This window comes from Paraplanobispora siamensis (assembly GCF_016863175.1).
Classification (GTDB): Bacteria; Actinomycetota; Actinomycetes; order Streptosporangiales; family Streptosporangiaceae; genus Planobispora; species Planobispora siamensis.
This window is the reverse complement of the sequence record NZ_BOOJ01000046.1, coordinates 28,897-48,845: the sequence shown is the minus strand read 5'-3', so window position 1 is coordinate 48,845 and position 19,949 is coordinate 28,897. Positions and strand designations below refer to the sequence as shown.

Annotated in this window: 16 protein-coding genes; 9 read left to right on the top strand and 7 right to left on the bottom strand. The window is 73.2% G+C overall.

Annotated elements, in window-relative coordinates; all coding sequences use genetic code 11:
* Window positions 1–41: 41 nt before the first annotated feature.
* Window positions 42–656, top strand: coding sequence for a trimeric intracellular cation channel family protein (locus tag Psi01_RS26705; protein ID WP_204066864.1), 615 nt, complete (start codon window positions 42–44; stop codon window positions 654–656).
* A gap of 95 nt (window positions 657–751) precedes the next feature.
* Here the strand turns inward: Psi01_RS26705 and yczR are convergent, their stop codons facing one another.
* Complete coding sequence (gene yczR, locus Psi01_RS26700) at window positions 752–2,185, bottom strand: MocR-like transcription factor YczR (protein ID WP_239128038.1); 1,434 nt, start codon at window positions 2,183–2,185, stop codon at window positions 752–754.
* 75 nt (window positions 2,186–2,260) lie between these two features.
* Here yczR and yczE point away from each other — a divergent pair, with 75 nt between their 5' ends.
* The 4 genes from yczE to Psi01_RS26680 all read left to right on the top strand — a co-directional run bounded on the left by yczE (window position 2,261) and on the right by Psi01_RS26680 (window position 6,388).
* Window positions 2,261–2,881, top strand: coding sequence for a membrane protein YczE (yczE, locus tag Psi01_RS26695; RefSeq protein ID WP_204066862.1), 621 nt, complete (start codon window positions 2,261–2,263; stop codon window positions 2,879–2,881).
* Between the two features lie 71 nt (window positions 2,882–2,952).
* The gene (locus Psi01_RS26690; protein WP_204066861.1) at window positions 2,953–4,713 is read left to right on the top strand and encodes a glycoside hydrolase family 15 protein; all 1,761 of its coding nucleotides are present in this window, start codon (window positions 2,953–2,955) and stop codon (window positions 4,711–4,713) included.
* Window positions 4,714–4,890: 177 nt separating this feature from the next.
* Window positions 4,891–5,145, top strand: coding sequence for a hypothetical protein (locus tag Psi01_RS26685; RefSeq protein ID WP_204066860.1), 255 nt, complete (start codon window positions 4,891–4,893; stop codon window positions 5,143–5,145).
* Between the two features lie 88 nt (window positions 5,146–5,233).
* Window positions 5,234–6,388: a nucleotide exchange factor GrpE gene (locus Psi01_RS26680; RefSeq protein ID WP_204066859.1), complete on the top strand. Its 1,155-nt coding sequence runs from the start codon at window positions 5,234–5,236 to the stop codon at window positions 6,386–6,388.
* Between the two features lie 86 nt (window positions 6,389–6,474).
* Here the strand turns inward: Psi01_RS26680 and Psi01_RS26675 are convergent, their stop codons facing one another.
* Window positions 6,475–7,020, bottom strand: coding sequence for an RNA polymerase sigma factor (locus Psi01_RS26675; protein WP_204066858.1), 546 nt, complete (start codon window positions 7,018–7,020; stop codon window positions 6,475–6,477).
* A gap of 201 nt (window positions 7,021–7,221) precedes the next feature.
* On the opposite strand from Psi01_RS26675, the gene Psi01_RS26670 reads away from it, so the two are divergent.
* Genes Psi01_RS26670 through Psi01_RS26660 form a run of 3 tightly spaced genes read left to right on the top strand, consistent with a single transcriptional unit; the run spans window position 7,222 to window position 11,319 of the window.
* Complete coding sequence (locus tag Psi01_RS26670; protein WP_204066857.1) at window positions 7,222–7,536, top strand: hypothetical protein; 315 nt, start codon at window positions 7,222–7,224, stop codon at window positions 7,534–7,536.
* Window positions 7,533–9,371, top strand: coding sequence for a dynamin family protein (locus Psi01_RS26665; protein ID WP_204066856.1), 1,839 nt, complete (start codon window positions 7,533–7,535; stop codon window positions 9,369–9,371). The genes Psi01_RS26670 and Psi01_RS26665 overlap by 4 nt, the downstream gene beginning before the upstream one ends.
* A gap of 46 nt (window positions 9,372–9,417) precedes the next feature.
* Window positions 9,418–11,319 (top strand): dynamin family protein, encoded by a 1,902-nt coding sequence (locus tag Psi01_RS26660; protein ID WP_204066855.1) that lies wholly within the window; start codon window positions 9,418–9,420, stop codon window positions 11,317–11,319.
* 94 nt (window positions 11,320–11,413) lie between these two features.
* Here Psi01_RS26660 and Psi01_RS26655 read toward each other — a convergent pair whose 3' ends face one another.
* The 4 genes from Psi01_RS26655 to Psi01_RS26640 form a co-directional block, all read right to left on the bottom strand.
* Window positions 11,414–11,953, bottom strand: coding sequence for a hypothetical protein (locus tag Psi01_RS26655; protein ID WP_204066854.1), 540 nt, complete (start codon window positions 11,951–11,953; stop codon window positions 11,414–11,416).
* Window positions 11,954–12,169: 216 nt separating this feature from the next.
* Window positions 12,170–14,803 carry an Hsp70 family protein gene (locus Psi01_RS26650; protein WP_204066853.1) on the bottom strand — a complete coding sequence of 878 codons (2,634 nt, stop codon included), beginning with the start codon at window positions 14,801–14,803 and terminating at the stop codon, window positions 12,170–12,172.
* 202 nt (window positions 14,804–15,005) lie between these two features.
* The gene (locus Psi01_RS26645) at window positions 15,006–15,938 is read right to left on the bottom strand and encodes a hypothetical protein (protein ID WP_204066852.1); all 933 of its coding nucleotides are present in this window, start codon (window positions 15,936–15,938) and stop codon (window positions 15,006–15,008) included.
* Window positions 15,939–15,972: 34 nt separating this feature from the next.
* The gene (locus tag Psi01_RS26640; protein ID WP_307819271.1) at window positions 15,973–16,989 is read right to left on the bottom strand and encodes an LD-carboxypeptidase; all 1,017 of its coding nucleotides are present in this window, start codon (window positions 16,987–16,989) and stop codon (window positions 15,973–15,975) included.
* A gap of 97 nt (window positions 16,990–17,086) precedes the next feature.
* On the opposite strand from Psi01_RS26640, the gene Psi01_RS26635 reads away from it, so the two are divergent.
* Window positions 17,087–17,968: a sulfotransferase family protein gene (locus tag Psi01_RS26635; protein WP_204066851.1), complete on the top strand. Its 882-nt coding sequence runs from the start codon at window positions 17,087–17,089 to the stop codon at window positions 17,966–17,968.
* A gap of 98 nt (window positions 17,969–18,066) precedes the next feature.
* Here the strand turns inward: Psi01_RS26635 and Psi01_RS26630 are convergent, their stop codons facing one another.
* Window positions 18,067–19,941, bottom strand: a complete 1,875-nt coding sequence (locus tag Psi01_RS26630; protein ID WP_204066850.1) for an ABC transporter ATP-binding protein — start codon at window positions 19,939–19,941, stop codon at window positions 18,067–18,069.
* Window positions 19,942–19,949 lie beyond the last annotated feature (8 nt).

Sequence of the window (19,949 nt, the reverse complement as noted above, 5' to 3'; positions counted from 1 at the left end):
ATACCGTCATGACATAAAGCCGGTCATGGGATGATTTTCCGGTGACTCAGGTGCTCGATCTCGTCGGAATCTTCGTCTTCGCCCTCTCCGGCGCCCTCGTCGGCGTCCGCAGGCGGCTGGACGTGGTCGGCATGGCCGTGCTGGCCTCGATGACCGCGCTGGGCGGCGGGATCCTGCGCGACCTGATCCTCAACGTCACGCCCGCCGCCTTCTACAGCGTCGGCTACGTCGTGACCCCGCTGGCCGCCACCGTGATCGTGTTCTTCTGGCATCCGCATGTGGAGCGGGTGATGCCCGTGGTGAACGTCTTCGACGCGGCGGGTCTGGGCCTGTTCTGCGCGGTCGGCACGGCCAAGGCGATGAGCCACGGCCTCAGCCCGCTGCACGCGACCCTGCTCGGGGTGATCACGGCGGTCGGCGGCGGCGTGCTGCGCGACGTGCTGGCCGGCCAGATCCCGACACTGCTGCACGACCGCCAGTTCTACGCGGTGCCGGCCATGCTCGGCTCGGCGGTGATGGCCATGCTGTCGGTCATGGACCTGCACGGCTGGCCCGCGACCCTCGCGGCGGCGGTGCTGGCCTTCTGCCTGCGGATCGCGGCCATGTGGTTCCGGTTCCAGGCCCCCCTCGCCCGGGGCGTCAGCCCGCAGGAGTGAGCCGCCCGGCCCGCCGGATCGCCCCGGCCCGCTTGAGCGGCCCTGCCTGCCGGAGCGGCCCGGCCGCTACAGGGCGGGGGTGAGGGGCCTGGCCGCTACAGGGCGGGGGTGAGGGGCTCGGCCGGGCGCGCGCCGTAGGATCCCCTGAGCCGGGCCTCGGCGATGCGCTCCACCGCCTCCACCACCACCTGGGGCGGCTGGGTGAACGGCAGGCGCAGCCGCCGCTCCAGGGCGCCGTCCACGCCGAACCACGTGCCGGGCGCCAGCCGTACCCCGTGGCAGGCCGCGGCGTCGGCCAGCGCGCCCGCCGAGGGGCCGTCCAGCCCGATCCAGAGCGACCCCCCGCCCCGGGGGACGGTGAAGGACCACTCGGGGACGCGCCCGCGCAGCGCGGAGGCCAGCGCGTCCCTGGAGGCGCCGAGGGTGCGGCGCCGCTCGGCCCTGGTCTCCTCGATGTCCTCGAACAGCCGGGCCACGACGAGCTGCTCGAACAGAGGGCTGGCGATGTCCACCGCCGCGCGCAGCACGGCCAGGCGGCGGACCGTGGCCGCGGTGGCGCGGATCCAGCCGATGCGCAGCCCGCCCCACCACAGCTTGGAGGCCGAGCCGACGCTGATCACGCGGTTGTCGACGTCGAAGGCGGCCAGCGGCGCGGTCCTGGGCACCTCGTCGATCGCCAGCTCGGCCCAGGTCTCGTCCACCACCAGCGTGGTGCCGTGCCTCCTGGCCGCGCCGACCAGCCCGGCCCGCGCGGCGTCGTCCATCAGGTGCCCGGTCGGGTTCTGGAAGTCGGGGATCACGTAGGCCAGCCGGGCGCCCGACTGGCCCATCGCGGAGTTCAGCAGGTCGAGGTCCCAGCCGTCCTCGGGGACGCCGACCGGGACGATCCTGGCGCCGCGGATCCTGGCCAGGTCGATCACGTGCGGGTAGGTGGGCGACTCGATCACCATCGGGTCGCCCGCCGACAGGAACATCGTGATCAGCAGGTGGATCGCCTGCTGGGCGCCGGTGGTGACGAGGATCTGCTCGGGCCGGGTGGCGAGCCCGCGCGCGGTGTAGCGCTCGGCGATCGCCTCGCGCAGCGGCGCGATCCCGACCGGGTCGTAGCCCATGCCGAGCGCGTAGCGGGGATAGTGCTCGCTCGCGTGCGCGATCGCCGCCGGGAGCACCGAGGTCGCGTGCGGCGCGGCGCAGTGCATCGGCAGCAGGCCGTCGTCGCCGGCGGCGATCCACGGGTTCTCGGTGCCCAGCGCGCCGGGGTCGGGCAGCGCCGTCCAGCTCCCCGCGCCCTGCCTGCTCTCCAGGTATCCCTGCTCGCGCAGGCGGTCGTAGGCGGCGGTCACGGTGGTACGGCTGACGCCCAGCGCCTCGGCCAGGTGACGCTCGGCCGGCACGCGCACCCGCACGGGCAGGCGCCCGTCGAGGATCAGCGAGCGCACGCTCTCCGCCAGGACCCGGTAGTACGGCCGGGCGCCGGGGTCGATGGCCACGAGGCGGGCGAGCTGGGGGCCGCTCAGATACCGGTCCATGCCGACCAGCATAGGGCCACTTTCCCTAATTGGACCTTTTGCCCGTGGCCGCCGACCGGGACGATCGGTACCACTATGAGCGAACTCTCCCTGCCCGCCGTGACCTCCTTCCCCAACCGCCTCCTGCGCCTGTACGCGGGGCTGGCGCTGTACGGCGCCGGCATCGGCCTGCAGATCGAGTCTCAGCTCGGCAACGACCCCTGGGACGTGTTCCACCAGGGCCTGTCGATCCGCTTCGGCCTGTCGATCGGGACGTGGATCATCATCGTGGGCGCCGCGGCGATGCTGCTGTGGATCCCTCTCAAGCAGAAGCCGGGCGTCGGGACGATCAGCAACGTGATCTTCCTGGGACTGTTCGCCGACGCGGCGATCTGGCTGGCTCCCACGCCGGACTCGCCGGTCGTGCGGTGGGCGTACCTGCTGTTCGCCGTCGTCGCCATCGCCGCGGCCACGGCCCTGTACATCGGCGCCGGCCTGGGCCCCGGCCCCCGCGACGGCATCATGACCGGCCTGGTCCGCCTGGGCCTGTCGATCCGGCTGGCCCGCACCCTCATCGAGGTGACCGTGCTGGTGATCGGCTTCCTGCTCGGCGGCACCGTGGGCCTGGGCACCGTGGTCTTCGCCCTCGCCATCGGGCCGCTGACCCAGTTCTTCATGCCGCGCCTGAGCCTGCCCCGGACGGCCGGACAGGACTGACCCGGCCTGCTCCGGGACATCTGCCAGTGATCTGGGTGTGATCCCGCCATCTTGGGTATTAGCGTCAGATCATGCGGATCGAGGACTACGCCCTCATTGGCGACATGCAGTCAGCGGCCCTCGTCGGCCGGAACGGGTCCATCGACTGGCTCTGCCTGCCCCGCTTCGACTCCCCGTCGTGCTTCGGAGCGCTGCTCGGCGACGAGGACAACGGGCAGTGGTGGCTCGGTCCGGCGGGTGAGGAGCGCCTGCCCGCCACCCGCCGGCGCTACCGCGGCGACACCCTGGTGCTGGAGAGCGAGTGGGACACCGGCACCGGCACCGTCCGGGTGATCGACTTCATGCCGCCCCGGCAGGCCAACCCCGACCTGGTCAGGATCGTGGAAGGCGTCTCGGGCACGGTGGAGATGGGCACCGAGATCCACATCCGCTTCGACTACGGCCGGATCGTGCCCTGGGTGCGCCGCGACGACGGCGTGCTGCACGCCGTCGGCGGCCCCGACTCCGTCTGGCTCCACTCGCCCGTGCCGCTGCACCACCACGGTTACGCGCACGAGGCCTCCTTCCGGATCTCCGAAGGGGAGCGGATGGCCTTCGTCTTCACCTGGCACCCCTCCCACGAGCCCGCGCCCGTCGACATCGACCCGTTCGAGGAGCTGACCGGGACCGAGGCGCTGTGGGCGGACTGGGTGGCGCAGTGCACCTACAAGGGCCCCTGGCGCGATGCCGTGGTCCGCTCCCTGATCACCCTGAAGGCGCTGACCTACTCCCCCACCGGCGGGATCGTCGCGGCCGCCACCACCTCCCTGCCCGAGGACCTGGGCGGGGTGCGCAACTGGGACTACCGCTACTGCTGGCTGCGCGACGCGACCATGACCCTGGACGCCCTGATCGACTCCGGCTATCTGCAGGAGGCCCGCGACTGGCGCGCGTGGCTGCTGCGCGCCATCGCCGGCCGGGCCGAGGACCTGCAGATCATGTACGGCGTCGCCGGGGAACGCCGCCTGCCCGAGATGGAGCTGCCCTGGCTGGCCGGCTACGAGGGCTCCCGGCCGGTCAGGATCGGCAACGGCGCGGTCAACCAGCTCCAGCTCGACGTCTACGGCGAGGTCATGAACTCCATGTACATGTCGCGGACCTCGGGCCTGGAGCCGGACCAGCGCGCCTGGAGCATCCAGCGCCGGCTCATGGAGTACGTCGAGGCCCACTGGGACGAGCCCGACGAGGGCCTGTGGGAGGTGCGCGGCCCCCGCCGCCACTTCACCCACTCCAAGATGATGTGCTGGGTCGCCCTGGACCGCGCGGTCAAGTACGTGGAGGTCCTGGGGCACGAGGGCCCGGCGGAGCGCTGGCGGGAACTGCGCGACCGGATCCACGCCGAGATCTGCGACAAGGCCTACGACCCCGACCGCAACACCTTCACCCAGTCCTACGGCTCGCACGAGCTGGACGCCGCCCTGCTGCTCATCCCGATCGTCGGTTTCCTGCCGCCGGACGACCCCCGGGTGATCGGGACCATCGAGGCGATCGAGCGCGAGCTGATGGTCGACGGGTTCGTGCTGCGTTACCCGGTCTCCAGGGACAACGACGTGGACGGCCTGCCCGGCGGCGAGGGCGCGTTCCTGGCGTGCAGCTTCTGGCTCGCCGAGGCCCTGGTGATGATCGGGCGCCGGGACGAGGCGGTGGAGCTGTTCGAGCGCCTGCTGACGCTGCGCAACGACGTCGGCCTGCTCGCCGAGGAGTACGACCCCCGCTACGGCCGCCAGGTCGGCAACTTCCCGCAGGCCTTCAGCCACGTCCCGCTGATCCACGCGGCCAGGGCTCTGGGCTGACCGCCACGCCGGCTCCATCTCACCTGCTCTGACCTGCGGTTGCGCGAGCCCGTCGCGTTCCGGGGCGCTCCCGTGCCCCGGAGCCGGAAGAGGCCGGAAAAAATCTTGGAACCCGCTGTAACAATCCTCGCGGGCGGCCACTCTTATCTGACGAACGCACCCGAAAGGAACGGAACAATGAGCGAGTTCGAGGTCACCACCACCGACTACGTCGACTACGACGGCGACGGCGGCACCGACGCCCAGCTGATCGACACCGACGGCGACTACGTGGCCGACGAGGAGCGCTACGACACCGACGGCGACGGCGTCACCGACGTGGTCTACCTCGACCACAACGGCGACGGCCTGGCCGACGAGATCCGCGTCGACCTCAACGGCGACGGCGTCTCCGACTACACCGAGTACCAGGGTCCGTTCCCGACGGCCTGACCAGACCACCCGGCATGAGCCCGTGCGACCCCCTGCGGGGGGACGTCAGACCTGGGTCGTGCGGGCCCGCCGACGAGGAAGGCCACCGATGAGAGACCGACGCGTACTCCTTGCCATGCTGCTCCTGGGCGGCCTGGCGCTGACCGGTTGCGGCTCGGTGGAGTCCGGCGGAGGCGCGGCGGGGTCCGGCGGAGGGGCGGCCGCCACCGCCACGCAGTCGTCGCCCCCCGAGCCGGAGAGCAGGGACAAGGGCGCCGTCCGGCCCCTGCAGCCCAAGGACGGTCCCGAGGAGCGGTCCGGCGAGTCCGGCGCCGCGCAGGAGCCCGGCGGGTCCGGCGCCGCGGAGACCGCGGAAGGGCCCGTCACGAGGCAGGCGCCCGGCCCCTTCGGCCTGCCGCCGCTGCTGCTGGCGCTCGTGCTGGCGGCGCTGGGGATCGTCGTGGTGGTGATAGGCGTGCTGCTGTGGCGGCGCGACCGCACCGCCGCACCGGCGGCCCCCGCCGCCTGGCAGGGCGGTCCTGCGGGCCCGGTATCCTCCGGACCCGGCGCACCCTCCTCCGGACCGGGCACGCTGCCCTCCGGACCCGGCGCACCCGCCGGACGGCCCGCGCCGGCCGGATCCGGTGCGTCACCCGCGCGGTCCGCGGCGGCCCCGCCGCCCGCGCCGCCGGGAGCCGCGCCGGTCACACCGCCCGGATCGGCCGCACCGTCCGGATCGGCCGCGCCGGTCGCGGGATCCGGTGTGCCGTCCGCCCCACCGTCCGAGTCCGCCACGCCCCCCGGAGCGCCCATGTCGTCCCAGCCGCCCGCCGTACCGCACCCGGGGCCCGATCCGCTGCAGGACGTTCTGCGGCAGGTCGCCGGGAGCGGCATCAGCCAGGCGCTCACCCAGCAGGTGGAGCGCCTGTTCGCCGATGGCACCCCCGGTCGGGAGACCCTGGTGGAGACCTGCATCGACTACTGGGACCAGATCGCCGAGCGGCATCCCCAGCTGGCCGGCACGCTGCTGGACGGGCTCAACCGGGCCGGCGTCCGGCAGATCGTCGCCGACGGGCAGCGCTTCGACCCGCGCCTGCACGAGGCGTTCGGCACCGAGCCGACCGACCGGCCGGAGCTGCACGACGTCGTAGCCGAGACCGTCAAGCAGGGATACGCCGACGGCGACCGGGTGCTCCGCGTGCCCCAGGTCGCCGTCTACCGCTATGAGCCGCCCGCGGCTCCGCAGCCGGAGGCGGCGCCGTGAGGCCGTCCGCCGCGCTCGACGCCGAGAGGCCGGTCACCGGGCGCGACGCCGCGGGACCGGCCTCCGGGGACGGCGCCGTGGCCCGGTCAGCCGCCGAGCTCGGCCTGGAGCTTGCGCCGGGCGCGGTGGATCCAGACCTTCACGTTGTTGATGGACACGCCGAGGGTGCCGGCGACCTGCTCGTAGGTCAGTCCGCCCGCCCACAGCAGCAGCGCCTCCCGGTGGGAGGACGGCAGGGCGGACATGGCCCGGCGCAGGTCGGTCAGCTCCGCCACGGTGTCCTCGAAGGGATCGGTGACCGCCGAGTCCTCCACCACCTCGGAGAAGACGGCTCCCCCGGGAGCGCGACGCCGTACGACCGCCAGGGCGGCGTTGCGCGCGATGGCCAGGACCCAGGCCCGGAAGGGCGCCTTGCCCTCGAAGGTGGCCAGGCCCTTCCAGGCGGCGAGCTGGGTCTCCTGCAGCGCGTCGAGCGCGTCGGCCCGGTTCTCGGTCAGGTGGTAGCAGACGCCGAAGGCCTGACGCTGCGCCGTGGACCACAGCGCGGCGAAGGCGGTCTCATCACCCGCCCGCGCCGCCACGACGAGAAGGCTCTCGTCCTCGACGGCACTGCTCAGGGACCCACTCGTCATCGGTCGCCCATCCTCCCGAGGTGGAAAATCAGCCAATGACATCACGCCGCACGTACGCCCGGTATGAGGTAGTCCGCCATGATATTGGACCGTAACAATACAGAATTCGGAGCACTGGAGGGAGAGTCAGACGACCTGACTGAGCTGCGTCGACTCCTCTTCGACGCGGTCCCCGCGCCGACCGAGGAGGAGAGCGCGGACATGTTCGCCCAGACGTTCTCCTCGGACGAGGCCGACCTGTCCCTGCTCCCCGACCAGGACGCCCTCTCGGGCGAGCACGCGCCGGACTCCTCCGACGCCCCCGCCGACGACGCGAGCGGCCCGTTCGACGTGGACGGCCCCTCCGGGCAGGACGACGCCGGCGCGGACGGCCCGTTCGGCACGGAGGACGCCTGGCAGGACCCGGACCCCGGCGACCCCGGCAGCGACCACGGGGACCCCGGCGACCACGGTGAGGACCCGCACGCCCACGACGACGTCCACGGCGGCTGGGACCTGTTCGGCGGTGGCCTGTGACGGCGAACCCGGCCGACCTGCTGCGCCGCCTGTGCGACAGCACCTCCGCCAGGCTCGCCGGGGCGGACCTGCGCGAGCGGGTGGCGCGGGTGCGCGCCGACCTCGACGCGCCGCTGCGCGTCGCGGTGGCCGGCGCGGTCAGCAGCGGCAAGTCCACCCTCGTCAACGCCCTGCTCGGGCTGCCCGTCGCCCCGGTGGACGCCGGTGAGTGCACCTTCGTGGTCACGCAGTACGAGTACGGCGAGGACGACGGCCGCATCACGATCGAGCTCACCGACGGGACCGCGGCCTACTCGCGGCTGCTGCCCGGTCACCGGCTCCCGTCCGAGCTCGGCGTGCCGGTGGCCAGGATCCGGCGCCTGCGCGTGACGTTGAACCTGCCCTCGCTGCGCACGGTGACCATCATCGACACCCCCGGCATGAACACCGTCACCGCCGTCAACGAGCAGGCGGCCCGGAGCATGCTGTTCGGCTCCGGCGACGAGGACGACCGGGCGCAGGCGATGATCTACGTGCTGCGGTACGTCCAGAAGTTCGACGACACCGCCCTGGCGGAGTTCCGCGGCCTGACCGGCGCGTGCGGCATGAGCTGCGTCAACACCCTGGCCGTCCTCGGCCAGATCGACCGGCGCGGCGACGAGGACGACCCGTGGCCGACCGCCCGGCGCCTGGCCTCCGGCGGCTACCGGGACCTGCGCACCTCCGTCTTCGACGTGGTCCCGGTGATCGGCCTGCTGGCCGAGACCGCGCGCGCCCACCCGCTGGACGGTGAGGACTTCGAGGCCCTGCGCCGCCTGGCCGAGCTCGACGAGGACGACCTCGAGGACTACCTGCTCGACCTGGAGGACTTCCGCACCGCCTCCGACCTGCCCGTCCCGGCCGAGGTACGGCGCCGCCTGGTGGAGCGGCTGCACCGCTACGGCATCCGCGTCGCGGTCGAGGCGATCCGCCGCGGCGAGGCCGCCGACCCCGCCGCGCTGGCGGCCTGCCTGCTCCACCGCTCGGGCTACGCCTCGGCCGGACGCGCGGCCACCGGCTCCGTGGCGGCGGGCCTGGCCCACTTCGCGCGCCGCGCCGACCAGCTCAAGGCGCTCGACGCCCTGACCCGGCTGCGCAAACTCGCCCGCACGCCCGCGCTGGGATCGGACCGCGCCACCCTGGACGCGCTGGCGGCCCAGCTCGACGAGAACCGGCCGATCGCGACCGCCCTGGGCGGTCTGCGGATCTTCACCGCGGCCGAGGCGCTCGGCCGGGGCACGCTGGTCCTCAACGAGGAGATGACCGCCGAGCTGCTGAGCCTGGCCCGCAACGACGACCCCGCCGAGCAGCTCGGGCTGCCCGCGGGCGCCTCCCGGCAGGAGATCGCCGCCGCGGCCACCGCGGCCACGACGCGCTGGCGCAGGCTCGCCATGATGAACGAGGGCCGCAGCGCCGGGCACCGCGCCAGGGACGTGCTGACCGTCCTGGAGGATCTCGTCATCTCCTCCCTGGAGGAGGGCGACGGCGCGGCCGAGACCGGCGGCGAGGCGCTGCCGCCCGTGCCCGTGGACCCCGCCGCGGTCGAGGTCCTGCGCTCCAGCCCCATGGTGCCCGCCGCCGACAAGCGGGCCCTGGAGATGCTGCTCGCCGGGACCGAGCTGGCCACCCAGCTCGGCGCCCCGCCCGGCGCCCCCCGCGCCGAGATCGCCGGCTACGCCGCCGCCCTGAGCGCCCGGTTCCGGGTCCTCACCCACCGGCCGATCTCGCTGCGGCAGCGGCGGGCGGCCGAGGCCCTCTGTGACGCCTACGAGGCCATCTGGTCGCAACACCACCAGGACGGCGCCTCGCGCCGGTGACCCCGGCCCCGTACGGCACCCCATCCCCGACAGGAGAGACACGAAGATGACCACCCCTGACCCCAACGGCCCGGTGGCCCGGCTGCTGCGCTACGCCAACGAGGTGCACTCGCTGGCCGGCCGGTGCGGCAGGGCGGACCTGGCGGAGGTGCTGGCCGGCTCCGCGGCCCGGTGGAAGGACGAATGCACCGACATCGTGGTCGCCGGGGCGCAGAAGCGGGGCAAGAGCCGCCTGATCAACACGCTGGTGGGCCACCCCGACCTCGTCCCGGTCGACGCCGACGTCGCCACCAACTGCTTCCTGTCCCTGCGGCGCGGCCCCAAGCTGGCCGCCGTCGTGCACCGCGGCACCGACGCCGGGCCGGTCCAGACCCCCATCACCGTCGAGTCGATCCCCGACTACGCCTCGATGCGCGGCGACGCCGGCAAGCGCCGCGACGTCGTCAGCGTGGACATCACGCTGGACAACCCCCTGCTCGACGGCCTGCGCCTGCTCGACACCCCCGGCGTGGACAGTCTCACCGTGGGGCACCGGCAGGTGACCGTCGCCATGCTCCAGCGGGCCGACGCCCTGCTGTTCACGCTCAGCGCGCAGGACCAGCCGGTGCTCCGGCACGAGCTGGAGTTCCTGGCCGAGGCGGCCGAGCGGGTCCAGGCGATCGTGTTCGTGCTGACCAAGGTGGAGGACTCGGCCAACTGGCGGACCCTGATGGAGGAGAACCAGGCCCGGCTGAGGACCTTCGTCACCCAGGCGGTCGCGGAGAACCCGGACCGGGCAGCGACGCTCAACCCGCTGCTGGATGCCCCCTGGATCCCGGTGAGCTCCAAGCTGGCCGAGGCCGCCGAGGCCAAGCGGCGGGAGGGCCGCCAGGAGCGCGCCGACACGCTGCGGGCGCGCAGCGGCATGGACGTGCTGGAGCGGCACCTGCGGGGCTTCGCCGAGGGCCGCGACTTCGCCCGCGGCGCCACCGTGGTCAACGCCGCGCTGTCGGTCCTGGGTTCGCTGGGCACCGGGGCCAAGGACGACGTGGCCGCCGGCTCCGACGACGAGAACGACGTGGCCGCCCGGCTGGCCCAGGTCGAGGCCGGGCTGGAGGAGCTCACCGAGCTGGCCGCCCGGCGCCGGGCGGGCGCGGTGGCCAACACCTTCCTCGGGCGGGAGGTCGCCGGCATCGTGGCGGCGCGCACCGCCGAGATCCGCCAGCCGTACGAGAACGCGATCGCCACGCTGAAGAAGCAGGATCAGATCGACCGCTACATGGCCGAGCTGCCGATGAGCGTGCAGCGCTCGCTGGAGGCCGCCTGGTCGCAGATCGTCTACGACGTGGAGAGGCTGGCCAGGAACACCCTGGACGCCTTCGCCCGCGACCTCGGCCTGGACCCGGTGGACCTGGCCGTCGACCGGCGCGCCCTGCCCAACCTGTCGCAGATCCAGGTCAGGGGCGACATGGCCGCCGACGCCCCGGAGAACGTGGACATGGTCCGCGACGTACTGCCCTCGGCCTCGATCGGCCTGTCCCTGGGCGGCTTCGCCGCGACGCTGCTCGGCCCGGTGGGCTTCATCCTGGTGGCCCCGGCGATCGGGGCGGCCATCTTCATGGGGCGGCGCTCGATGGAGAAGGTGCAGCGCAACCAGGCCGCGCTCAGAAGCGCCCTGCGCGACCAGTTCTCCCTGGTCTCCCGGGAGATGACGCTGGACCTGGAGCGGATGGTCGCCACCTGGCGGGTGAACGTCGAGCAGGTCGCCGACGAGAGCCTGATGCGGCGGCGCAAGGAGCTGGAGAGTCGGCGCGCCGAGCTCAAGGCCGCCTCCGCCCGCTCGGCCGAGGAGCGCAAGAAGGCCCGCCAGTCCGGCCAGGACCGGATGGCCGCGATCGACACCCTCACCGCCCGCGGCATGGAGCTGCGCAAGGAGCTCGCCGCCGCCGTGGCCGCCCTCGGCCGCTGAGGCACGGCCCGCAGAACGCGTGCCCGGGGCCGGGACACCGGCCGGTGTCCCGGCCCCGGGCGGTCTCACGGGTGCCGCGCGGCGTCGTGGCGCCTCAGTTCGCGCAGTCCTGCCTCTTGAGGACCAGGCCCATCTGGTAGATCCTCCCGCCGTCCAGGAGGAAGAAGTAGAAGACCTTCGGGTTCTTCCTGACGGTGGCGACGGGATAGCCGCTGCCGGCCGTCGACAGGTTGGGGTAGGCCCTCTCCAGCTGCCGCCGGGTGGAGCCGATCCCGATGCCCCTGGGGGTCTCGACGCCTTCGCCGGCGAAGACGGCGGCCACGCCGTACCGCCTGGAGATGAGCACGTCCGGCCCGGTGCGGTGGTGCGGGCCCGTCTTGAAGTCCCATTCCGTGCAGTTCCGCCAGCCGCCCGTGCGCACGATCTTCCTGGTCGCGCGAGCCTCCCTGGCGCTCATCCCCGGCTCCACACCGCGATATCCGAACGGTCCCAGCTTCGCCTCGACCTTCGCGGGCGCGGCGGACGCGACGGGCTCGGCGTGCGCCGCGGGCACGCCGCCGGTCAGGACCATCCCCCCGGCCAGCGCCGCCACCAGTGCCGGACGGCCCGGCCGCCGGACAGCCGCATGCTTCATCGTGATCTCCCCCGTGATTGCGATCGGCCGATCCGGTCCCGTCCGGCGGAGCCGCGCCCGAGTGGACCTTCACGCACCCTGTCATCGCAGGTTAAGCGGGAGATTCCCGCCGGAGGGGGTTCCGGCCCGGCGTGTCGGCCGGGAGCGGGCATGCCCCGTCCGGGGCCGCCCGGTCCCGGACGGCCCCGCCTCCCCGCGGCCTCGCGGAGGCGGGGCTCACAGGGGCAGGTGCACCAGTGTCGCGGGGTGGTCCCTGGCGGTGCCGGTGACGTCGTCGGGACGGTGCAGGCACAGCAGGCCCGTGGGGACCCTGGCGACGGGTTCGAAGCTGCCCGGAGTGCGGTGCACCTCGCGGGCGCCGCCCGGGGTGACGTGCAGGAGCCTGCTGCGCCCGGCGTCCAGCATGGTCATCCACATGGAGTCGCCGTCGGCGACCATGCGCGGGCGCTCCCAGCGGTGACGGGAGGTCAGGTGACCCGACAGCGTCGCCGACTGCTTGCCCATCAGGAAGTCCACCTTGTGGCCGCGCTCGTCGAAGACCCCGACCGACCAGCCGCGGGCGGGGCTGACCTGGTCGGTGCCGACGGCGTAGATGTGGTTGCCCGCCGGGAACCAGCGCAGCGCCCCGGCCCGCGGACGCGGCATGACCAGCGTGGTGCGGCCGTCGGCGGTGTCGGCCTCCAGCCCCGCCGAACTGGCGGTGAACCACCTGCCCTTGTGCAGGACGACCTGGTGCAGCCAGCTGCGCCCCGCCTCGCGGACCGTGGGGCGCACGATGCCGCCCGGATCGATCAGGCACAGCACCTGCCAGGGCCGGAAGTCCTGGTGCCGGTTGGCGAACAGCGGCTTGTTGCTGCTGAACTGCCCCAGCACGACCGTGCAGCCCGGTGCGCCCACCGAGGGCGCCGGCTCGGTGCCGCTGGGCGCGTCCTGGTCGAGCAGCCGCCGCTGCCGGTGGTCCTCGTTGACGAACCACTGGGCGTAGGCGCCGAGGTCGCGGGGCAGCGGCTCGTGGAAGAAGCCCCCGCCGAGGCTGAGTTCGAGCATCGACAGGTGGCCGGTCTCCCCCCAGGGCAGGCCGACGGTGGAGTCGACCGCGATGATCTGGCGGGGCTGGTAGAAGACCCACGCGACGGGCCCGTGGGCCAGCACGGTCGGGTTGCCCCACATCTGCAGGGGATGGGTGGAGCGCACGACCAGGTCGGGGGTGAGCGTGCGGGCCAGCACCTGCGCCGGTCCGACCTGCTCCACCGTGACGACGCCCTCGCCGGAGGCGGCCCACTCCACCAGGCGGCCGAAGCCGAGCTCGCGGTCGTGCCGGCCGCCGATCCCGTCGAGCCTGCGCAGGAAGTGACCGGCCTCGAAGGCCTGGTGGACGAAGACCCTGCCGCTCTCGGCGCGCGCCTCCAGCACCCCGTCCATCACTCTCTCGATCCCCTGGACCTGGGGACCGGCGGAGGAGGACCGGCCGGAGACGACGGGGTGCCCCCCGGTCGAGCCGCCCGCGGGGCCCGCCGGGGCCTGGGGGCCGCCCTGCAGGCCCGCCGGGACGGCCGGGTGCCCTCCGGTGGGACCGCCTCCCGGGAAGGACTGGTGGCCTCCTGAGGGGCCGGCCGGAACGGGACCGGCCGGAACGGGGCCGACGGCTGCCTGGTGCCCCCCGGTCGGGCCGCCGGAGGGGCCCACGAGGGCCTGGTGCGCGCCGGTCGAGCCGGGCCGCTGGCCGGAGCCGGTGCGCGAGGGGATGTTGTGGCCGCCGGTGTCGCGGGGCTCGACCTTGAGCTTCCAGGCGAGCTGCGCGGCGCCGTACGCGACCACGATCTTCGGGTCGTCGTAGGTCTTGACCATCTCGCCGTGGCGCTCGCGCACGACCTGCTGGACCAGCGGCATCCGGCTGGCGCCGCCGGTCATGAACACCGCGCCCAGCTCCTCGCGCGCCACTCCGGCGCGGCGGATGGTCTCGTCGAGGATGTCGACCGTCTTGACGATCTCCTCCCCGATCAGGCCCTCCAGGTCGGACCTGGTGATGTGCACGTCCTCGTTGATGCCCACCACGTAGTGCGAGGAGGTGTCGAACTTGGACAGGGCCTCCTTGGCCTCCCTGGCCATCTTGAACAGGTCGGCGGCGTAGCTCAGGTAGCGGCGCTCGGAGCTGGTGGTGACCTGCTCCCACCACTCGGGGTCGTGGGTCTCGATCTGCGTGCCGAGGAAGGCGAAGACCTGCTCGTCGAAGCTCTCGCCGCCGATCTCGTCGTGGCCCCCCGGCTCGCCGACGACCTTGAAGTCGCTGCCGTCCACGGTCAGCACGGCCGCGTCGAAGGTGCCGCCGCCCAGGTCGTAGACCGCCAGGTGCGAGCCCGCGGCCACCCTTCCGGCGGAGGCGAAGTAACGGGCCGAGGCCACCGGCTCGTCGATGAGCACGATGCGCACGCCGCGCACGACCTTCTTGGCCGCCGCCACCAGCACCGCCTTGCGCTCCTCGCTCCAGGCGACCGGGTGGGTCAGCGCGATGCAGTCGGGCGCCGCCCCGTCGAAGCGCCGCCGGCCCTCGCTCACGAACAGCTCCAGCAGCGCCGCCATGGCGTCGGTGACGTCCACGGGGACCCCGCCGAGCAGCATCCTGCCGCGGCCGACGTAGCGCTTGGGGTTGCGCTCGACCCGCTCGGGGCTGATGCCGATCCCCCGCTGGGCGACCCGGCCGGCCACCAGGGTGCCGCGCTCGTCGAGCATCACGGCGGAGGGGATGCGCCTCTCCCCCTCCACCTCGAGGATGTCGAAGCGTCCCTCGGCCGCTATCACCCCGGCGGAGAAACTCGTGCCGAGATCCACGCCGAGGCACCACTGCGCCATTTCTCACTCCTCATCGATGCGAACCCGCTCGTCGATGCGAACCCGCATCATCTCGCATCCACCGCCCGCGTCCCATCCGGGGCAGGCACTCTGGGAACGATCCAGAATGTACGAAAGGAACGACAGCGTGGATCCGGAGCGGAAGACCATCTTCCTACGATCCGCGGATATCTCGTGATTTTCCGCGTTCCGGCGACGTCCGTCAGCTCTCCGGCGTCCCCCCGGAGCGCCCGGCCAGGGCGGCGAGCACCCGGGCGAACTCCGGAGGCGGGGCCACGACCAGTCGCAGCTGACCGTCCTGGTCGACCAGCTCGGCCTTGATCAGGGCCAGGCGACCGCCGTGCCACCAGTACACCTGCGGGCTGAGCGGGTCGGATCCCCGCTCGAACTCCCACTGCCCGAAGAGCCGCAGCCGCTCGATCGCCCGCACGACGCCGATGCCCTCGACGGGATGGACGATCATCGTCGCCGGGTCGGGCAGCACCACGAGCACGCCGTCGTCGGGAACGGGCAGATAGTCGTCCAGGCGGCGCAGGTGGGCGGCGGCGCAGGCGGTGGGGCCGGTCAGCCGCAGGATCGCCACCCCGCCGAGGTCGTCCTCGATCACGGAGAGGCGCTCGTCCTGGTGGGCGTTGTCCAGGGCCAGCTCCAGCGCCTGGGCGGCGGTGATCGGCCAGCAGCCGACCTCCTCGGGGCGGACCGGGCGCACACCGGCGCCGTAGCCGACCGTCAGCACCTCGACCAGGTCGGCGGTCAGGTGGCGGCCCACCACGTGCTCCGACAGCAGGTCGTCGTCGAGTTGGACGCGGGTCCGCAGCATCGGGCGGACCTGGGCCAGGTCGCAGGCGTCCAGCGGCTCGTCCACCGTGGCCAGGACGTGCGAGAGGTGCTCGGAGACCAGCACGGGCCAGTCCTCGCGGGAGCGGCGGGCGGCCTCGGCGCGCAGCCCCGCCAGCCGTACCGTGATCTCGCGCGGCCCGGAGAGGGTCAGCGTGCCGCCGTCGGGGGCGAAGGAGCAGGTGTAACCGAGGGAGTCGGCGACCAGGCCGAGCAGCGAATCGAGATCGACGTCCTCGATCCGCCGCGGCGGCGGTGTCTCGGCCCGCCGGTCGCGATGCCGCCGGAACAGCCTCACGCGTGCATCCCCTCTGCCGATTTTTCTCCCCTCCCTAGGGTGCCCTGTCCCGATTGTGGATGGACCAGGCCAGAGAGCACGATTCAGCATCAATAGCACCAAGTGCCCCCATTGGCACACTGAGCTGGGGTGATCCATGCCCAACGGGCAACCCCGCGACTACAGGAACGCCGAACGGGGCCAGGTGCTCCTCCAGCACCGGATAGGGATCGCCGCACTCCACCCACGAGCCGAGCGCGAACCCCGCCGCCCCCTCCAGCGCGCCCGCCTGCGCCAGCTGGGTGAGCATCCGGTCGATCCGGTAGGGCGCCTCGCAGACGTCCTCCAGCAGCACGATCCGGCCCCGGGCGTCCATCTGGTACGGCGTGCCGCACAGCGCGGCCAGCAGCGACAGGTTGCCCCCGGTGACGGGACCCGTCGCGGCACCCGGGGACAGGACGCGGTCGCCGCTGACCGGCGGGGCCTGGGCGAACAGGGCCGCGGTGAAGTGCTCGAAGGTGCGGGGCTCCGGCCCGTCGTCGTCGCTGATGGTGGAGCAGGCAGGCATCGGGCCGAACCAGGACATGACGCCGAGCTCGACGGCGAAGGCCCGGTGCAGGGCGGTGACGTCGCTGGAACCGGCCAGGGTCTTCGGCCCGGCCGCCCGCATCGTCTCCCAGTCGAGCAGGCCCAGGATCCGGGTCGCGCCGTACCCGCCCCTGGCGCACAGCACGGCCGAGACCGCCGGATCGCACCAGGCCTCCTGCAGATCGGCCGCCCGGTGGGCGTCGGAGCCGGCCAGATAGCGGTCGCGCTCCAGCGCGTGCGGCCCGACGACGACCTTCAGCCCGAGGTCCCGCAGCACCCGGACGCCGCGCGCCAGCCGTACCGGATCGGGAGGACCGCAGGGGGAGACCACCGCGACCGTGTCACCGGGCCGCAGAACGGGCGGGACGATCGCGGCCTGCGTGCCGGGCCGGGCGGGGGGAACGGGAACGGCCTGCGTGCCCGGTCGGGCGGATGGAGCGGACGCGACCTCTGCGCCGAGCCGGGTCGCCGCGGCCCCTGTCACCGGACGGGCGGGCGGTGCCGATGCGCCCTCTGTCCCGGGCCTGACGGGCGTGGCCGGTTCGTTCACCCGGCAAACGGTGCCACACTTGGGGTCAGATATGCGACCTCCGACCCACATCCTCGTGGTCAACGGCATCAAGGTCCGCAGGCCGGTCTTCGTGCTCGCCGCCCCGCACTCCGGCGCGGACCTGCTCGCCCGTGCCCTCAAACGCTCCCCGGGCTTCCACGTCACCATGGGCCGCTCCTCGGTGACCCACGTCGTGCACGCCTTCGCCCGCCGTCCCTCCATCGCCCGCCGCGGCCTGGGGGCCACCCGCGTGCTGCGCGACGCCATGGCCGAGGCCTGGCAGATCCTGCCCGGCGCCTGCGTCGAGTGCCCGGCCGCGTGCCGGGAGGCGGGGAACGTGACGGGGGCGGGCCCGTGCGTCGTCTCGGGCACCGTGGCCCGCTTCGGCGACGCCAGCCCCGACCTGATCTACAGCGCGCAGGTGCTGCTGCAGGCCTTCCCCGACGCCCGGTTCGTCCAGCTCATCCGCGACGGCCGCGACGTGGCCGCCGACATGATGGCCGATCCGGCGGCGCTGTCGTGGTTCAGGCCGGCCATGCTGAGCGACGAGACCGAGTTCCCCAACGCCTTCCTGGGCGTCAAGTCCGCCGAGCACGTCGAGCGGTGGAAGGCCATGTCCACGGCCGGCAAGTGCGCGCTGCGCTGGCGCGGGGCCGTGCGCCTGTCGGCCGAGCTCCACCGGGAGCTGCCCCGCGAACAGCTGCTGACGCTGCGCTACGAGGACATGGTCGCCTCCCCCGCCGAGGCGTTGGAGGCCCTGTCCCGCTTCCTGGAGACGCCGGTGTCCCGGATCTCCCTGTACGGCCGCGGCGTCCCGAGGACGGGCGTCTGGCGCACCCGGCTGCGCGCGGAGGACGCGGCGCTGGTGGAGAAGGTCGGCCGCGAGGAGCTCACCCGCCTGGGCTACCGCTGACCACGACGCCGGGACGGCGTCGCGGTCGTGGGCGAACCGGGTGCGGTACGGCTCGGCGTCAGCGGTCGTGGGCGAACCGGGTGCGGTACGGCTCGGCGTCAGCGGTCGTGGGCGAACTGGGTGCGGTACAGCTCGGCGTAGACGGCGTCCTTGGCCAGCAGTTCCTCGTGGCGGCCGCTCTCCACGATCCGCCCGTCCTGGACCACCAGGATCTGGTCGGCCTCGCGGATGGTGGACAGGCGGTGGGCGATGACCAGCGAGGTCCGGCCGGCCAGGGCCGTCTTGAGCGCCCGCTGCACGGCGGCCTCCGACTCGGAGTCCAGGTGCGCGGTGGCCTCGTCCAGCACGACCACCCGGGGCGCCTTGAGCAGCAGCCGGGCCAGCGCCAGGCGCTGCTTCTCGCCGCCGGACAGCCGGTAGCCGCGATCGCCCACCACGGTCTCCAGCCCCTCGGGCAGGGACTCGACCAGGTCGGCGATCTGCGCGGCGCGCAGCGCCTCCCAGATCTCCCCGTCGGTCGCGCCGGGCCGGGCGTAGCGCAGGTTGGCGCCGATGGTGTCGTGGAACAGGTGGGCGTCCTGCATCACGACGCCCACGGTGTCGCGCAGGGAGGCGAGGGTGGCCTCGCGCACGTCCATGCCGTTGATCCGCACCGCGCCCTCGTTGACGTCGTAGAGCCGCGAGACCAGGGAGGTGATGGTCGTCTTGCCCGCGCCCGAGGGGCCGACCAGCGCGACCAGCTCGCCGGGGCGGGCGGTGAAGCCGATGCCCCGCAGCACCTCGTGGCTCTGCCCGGTGTCGGGCCTGGCCACCGACTCCAGCGAGGCCAGCGACACCTCCGAGGCGGCCGGATAGCGGAAGACGACCTCGTCGAACTCCACCGTGGCGGGACCCGCCGGGACGGGCTCGGCCCCGGGCTTCTCCGCGACCATCGGCTTGAGGTCGAGGACCTCGAAGACCCGGTCGAAGCTGACCAGCGCGGTCATCACGTCCACGTGCACGTTGGACAGGCTCGTCAGCGGGCCGTACAGGCGCATCAGGAGCGCGGCCAGCGCGACCAGGGTGCCGACCTCGAAGGCGCCGTTCACGGCCAGCACCCCGCCGGCGCCGTACACCAGCGCGGTGGCCAGGGCGGCCACCAGGCCCAGGGCGACCCGGAACACCGTCCCGTACATGGCGACGGTGACGCCGACGTCGCGGACCCGCCCGGCCCGGCCGCCGAAGACCTCCGCCTCCTCCTCGGGCCTGCCGTACAGCTTGGCGACCATGGCGCCGGCGACGTTGAAGCGCTCGGTCATCATGGAGCTCATCTCGGCGTCGAGCTCCATCTGCTCGCGGGTGAGCCCGGACATCTTCCTGCCGACCCACTTGGCCGGGAAGATGAAGATCGGCAGCAGCACCAGGGCGACCGCGGTGATCTGCCAGGACAGGGCGATCATGGCGCCGAGCACCAGCACCAGCATGACCACGTTGGAGACCACCGACGACAGCGTGCTGGTCAGCGCCCGCTGGGCGCCGATCACGTCGGTGTTGAGCCGGGAGACCAGGGCGCCGGTCTGGGTCCGCATGAAGAACGCCACCGGCATGCGCTGCACGTGGTCGAAGACCTCGGTGCGCAGGTTGTAGATCAGTCCCTCACCGACGCGGGCGGAGAACCAGCGCTGGGCCAGGCCGAGCGCGGCGTCCACGACCGCGAGCGCGGCGATGGCCAGCGCGAGCCGGACGACGAGGGCGGTGTCCTTGTTCGCGATGCCCTCGTCGATGATCGCCTTCATCAGCAGCGGGTTGACGATCACGATGACCGAACCGAGCACCACCAGCGCGAGGAAGGCGGCGATGTGCCGGGAGAACGGCCGCGCGTAGCGCGCGATCCGTCTGACCGTCCCCGGGGCGAGCCGCTCCTTCGTCACGGAACTGTCGCGCCGGAGCGAGCGCATCGCCTGGGGACCGAACCCCCCGCCCATCATCGTCATGTGACCTC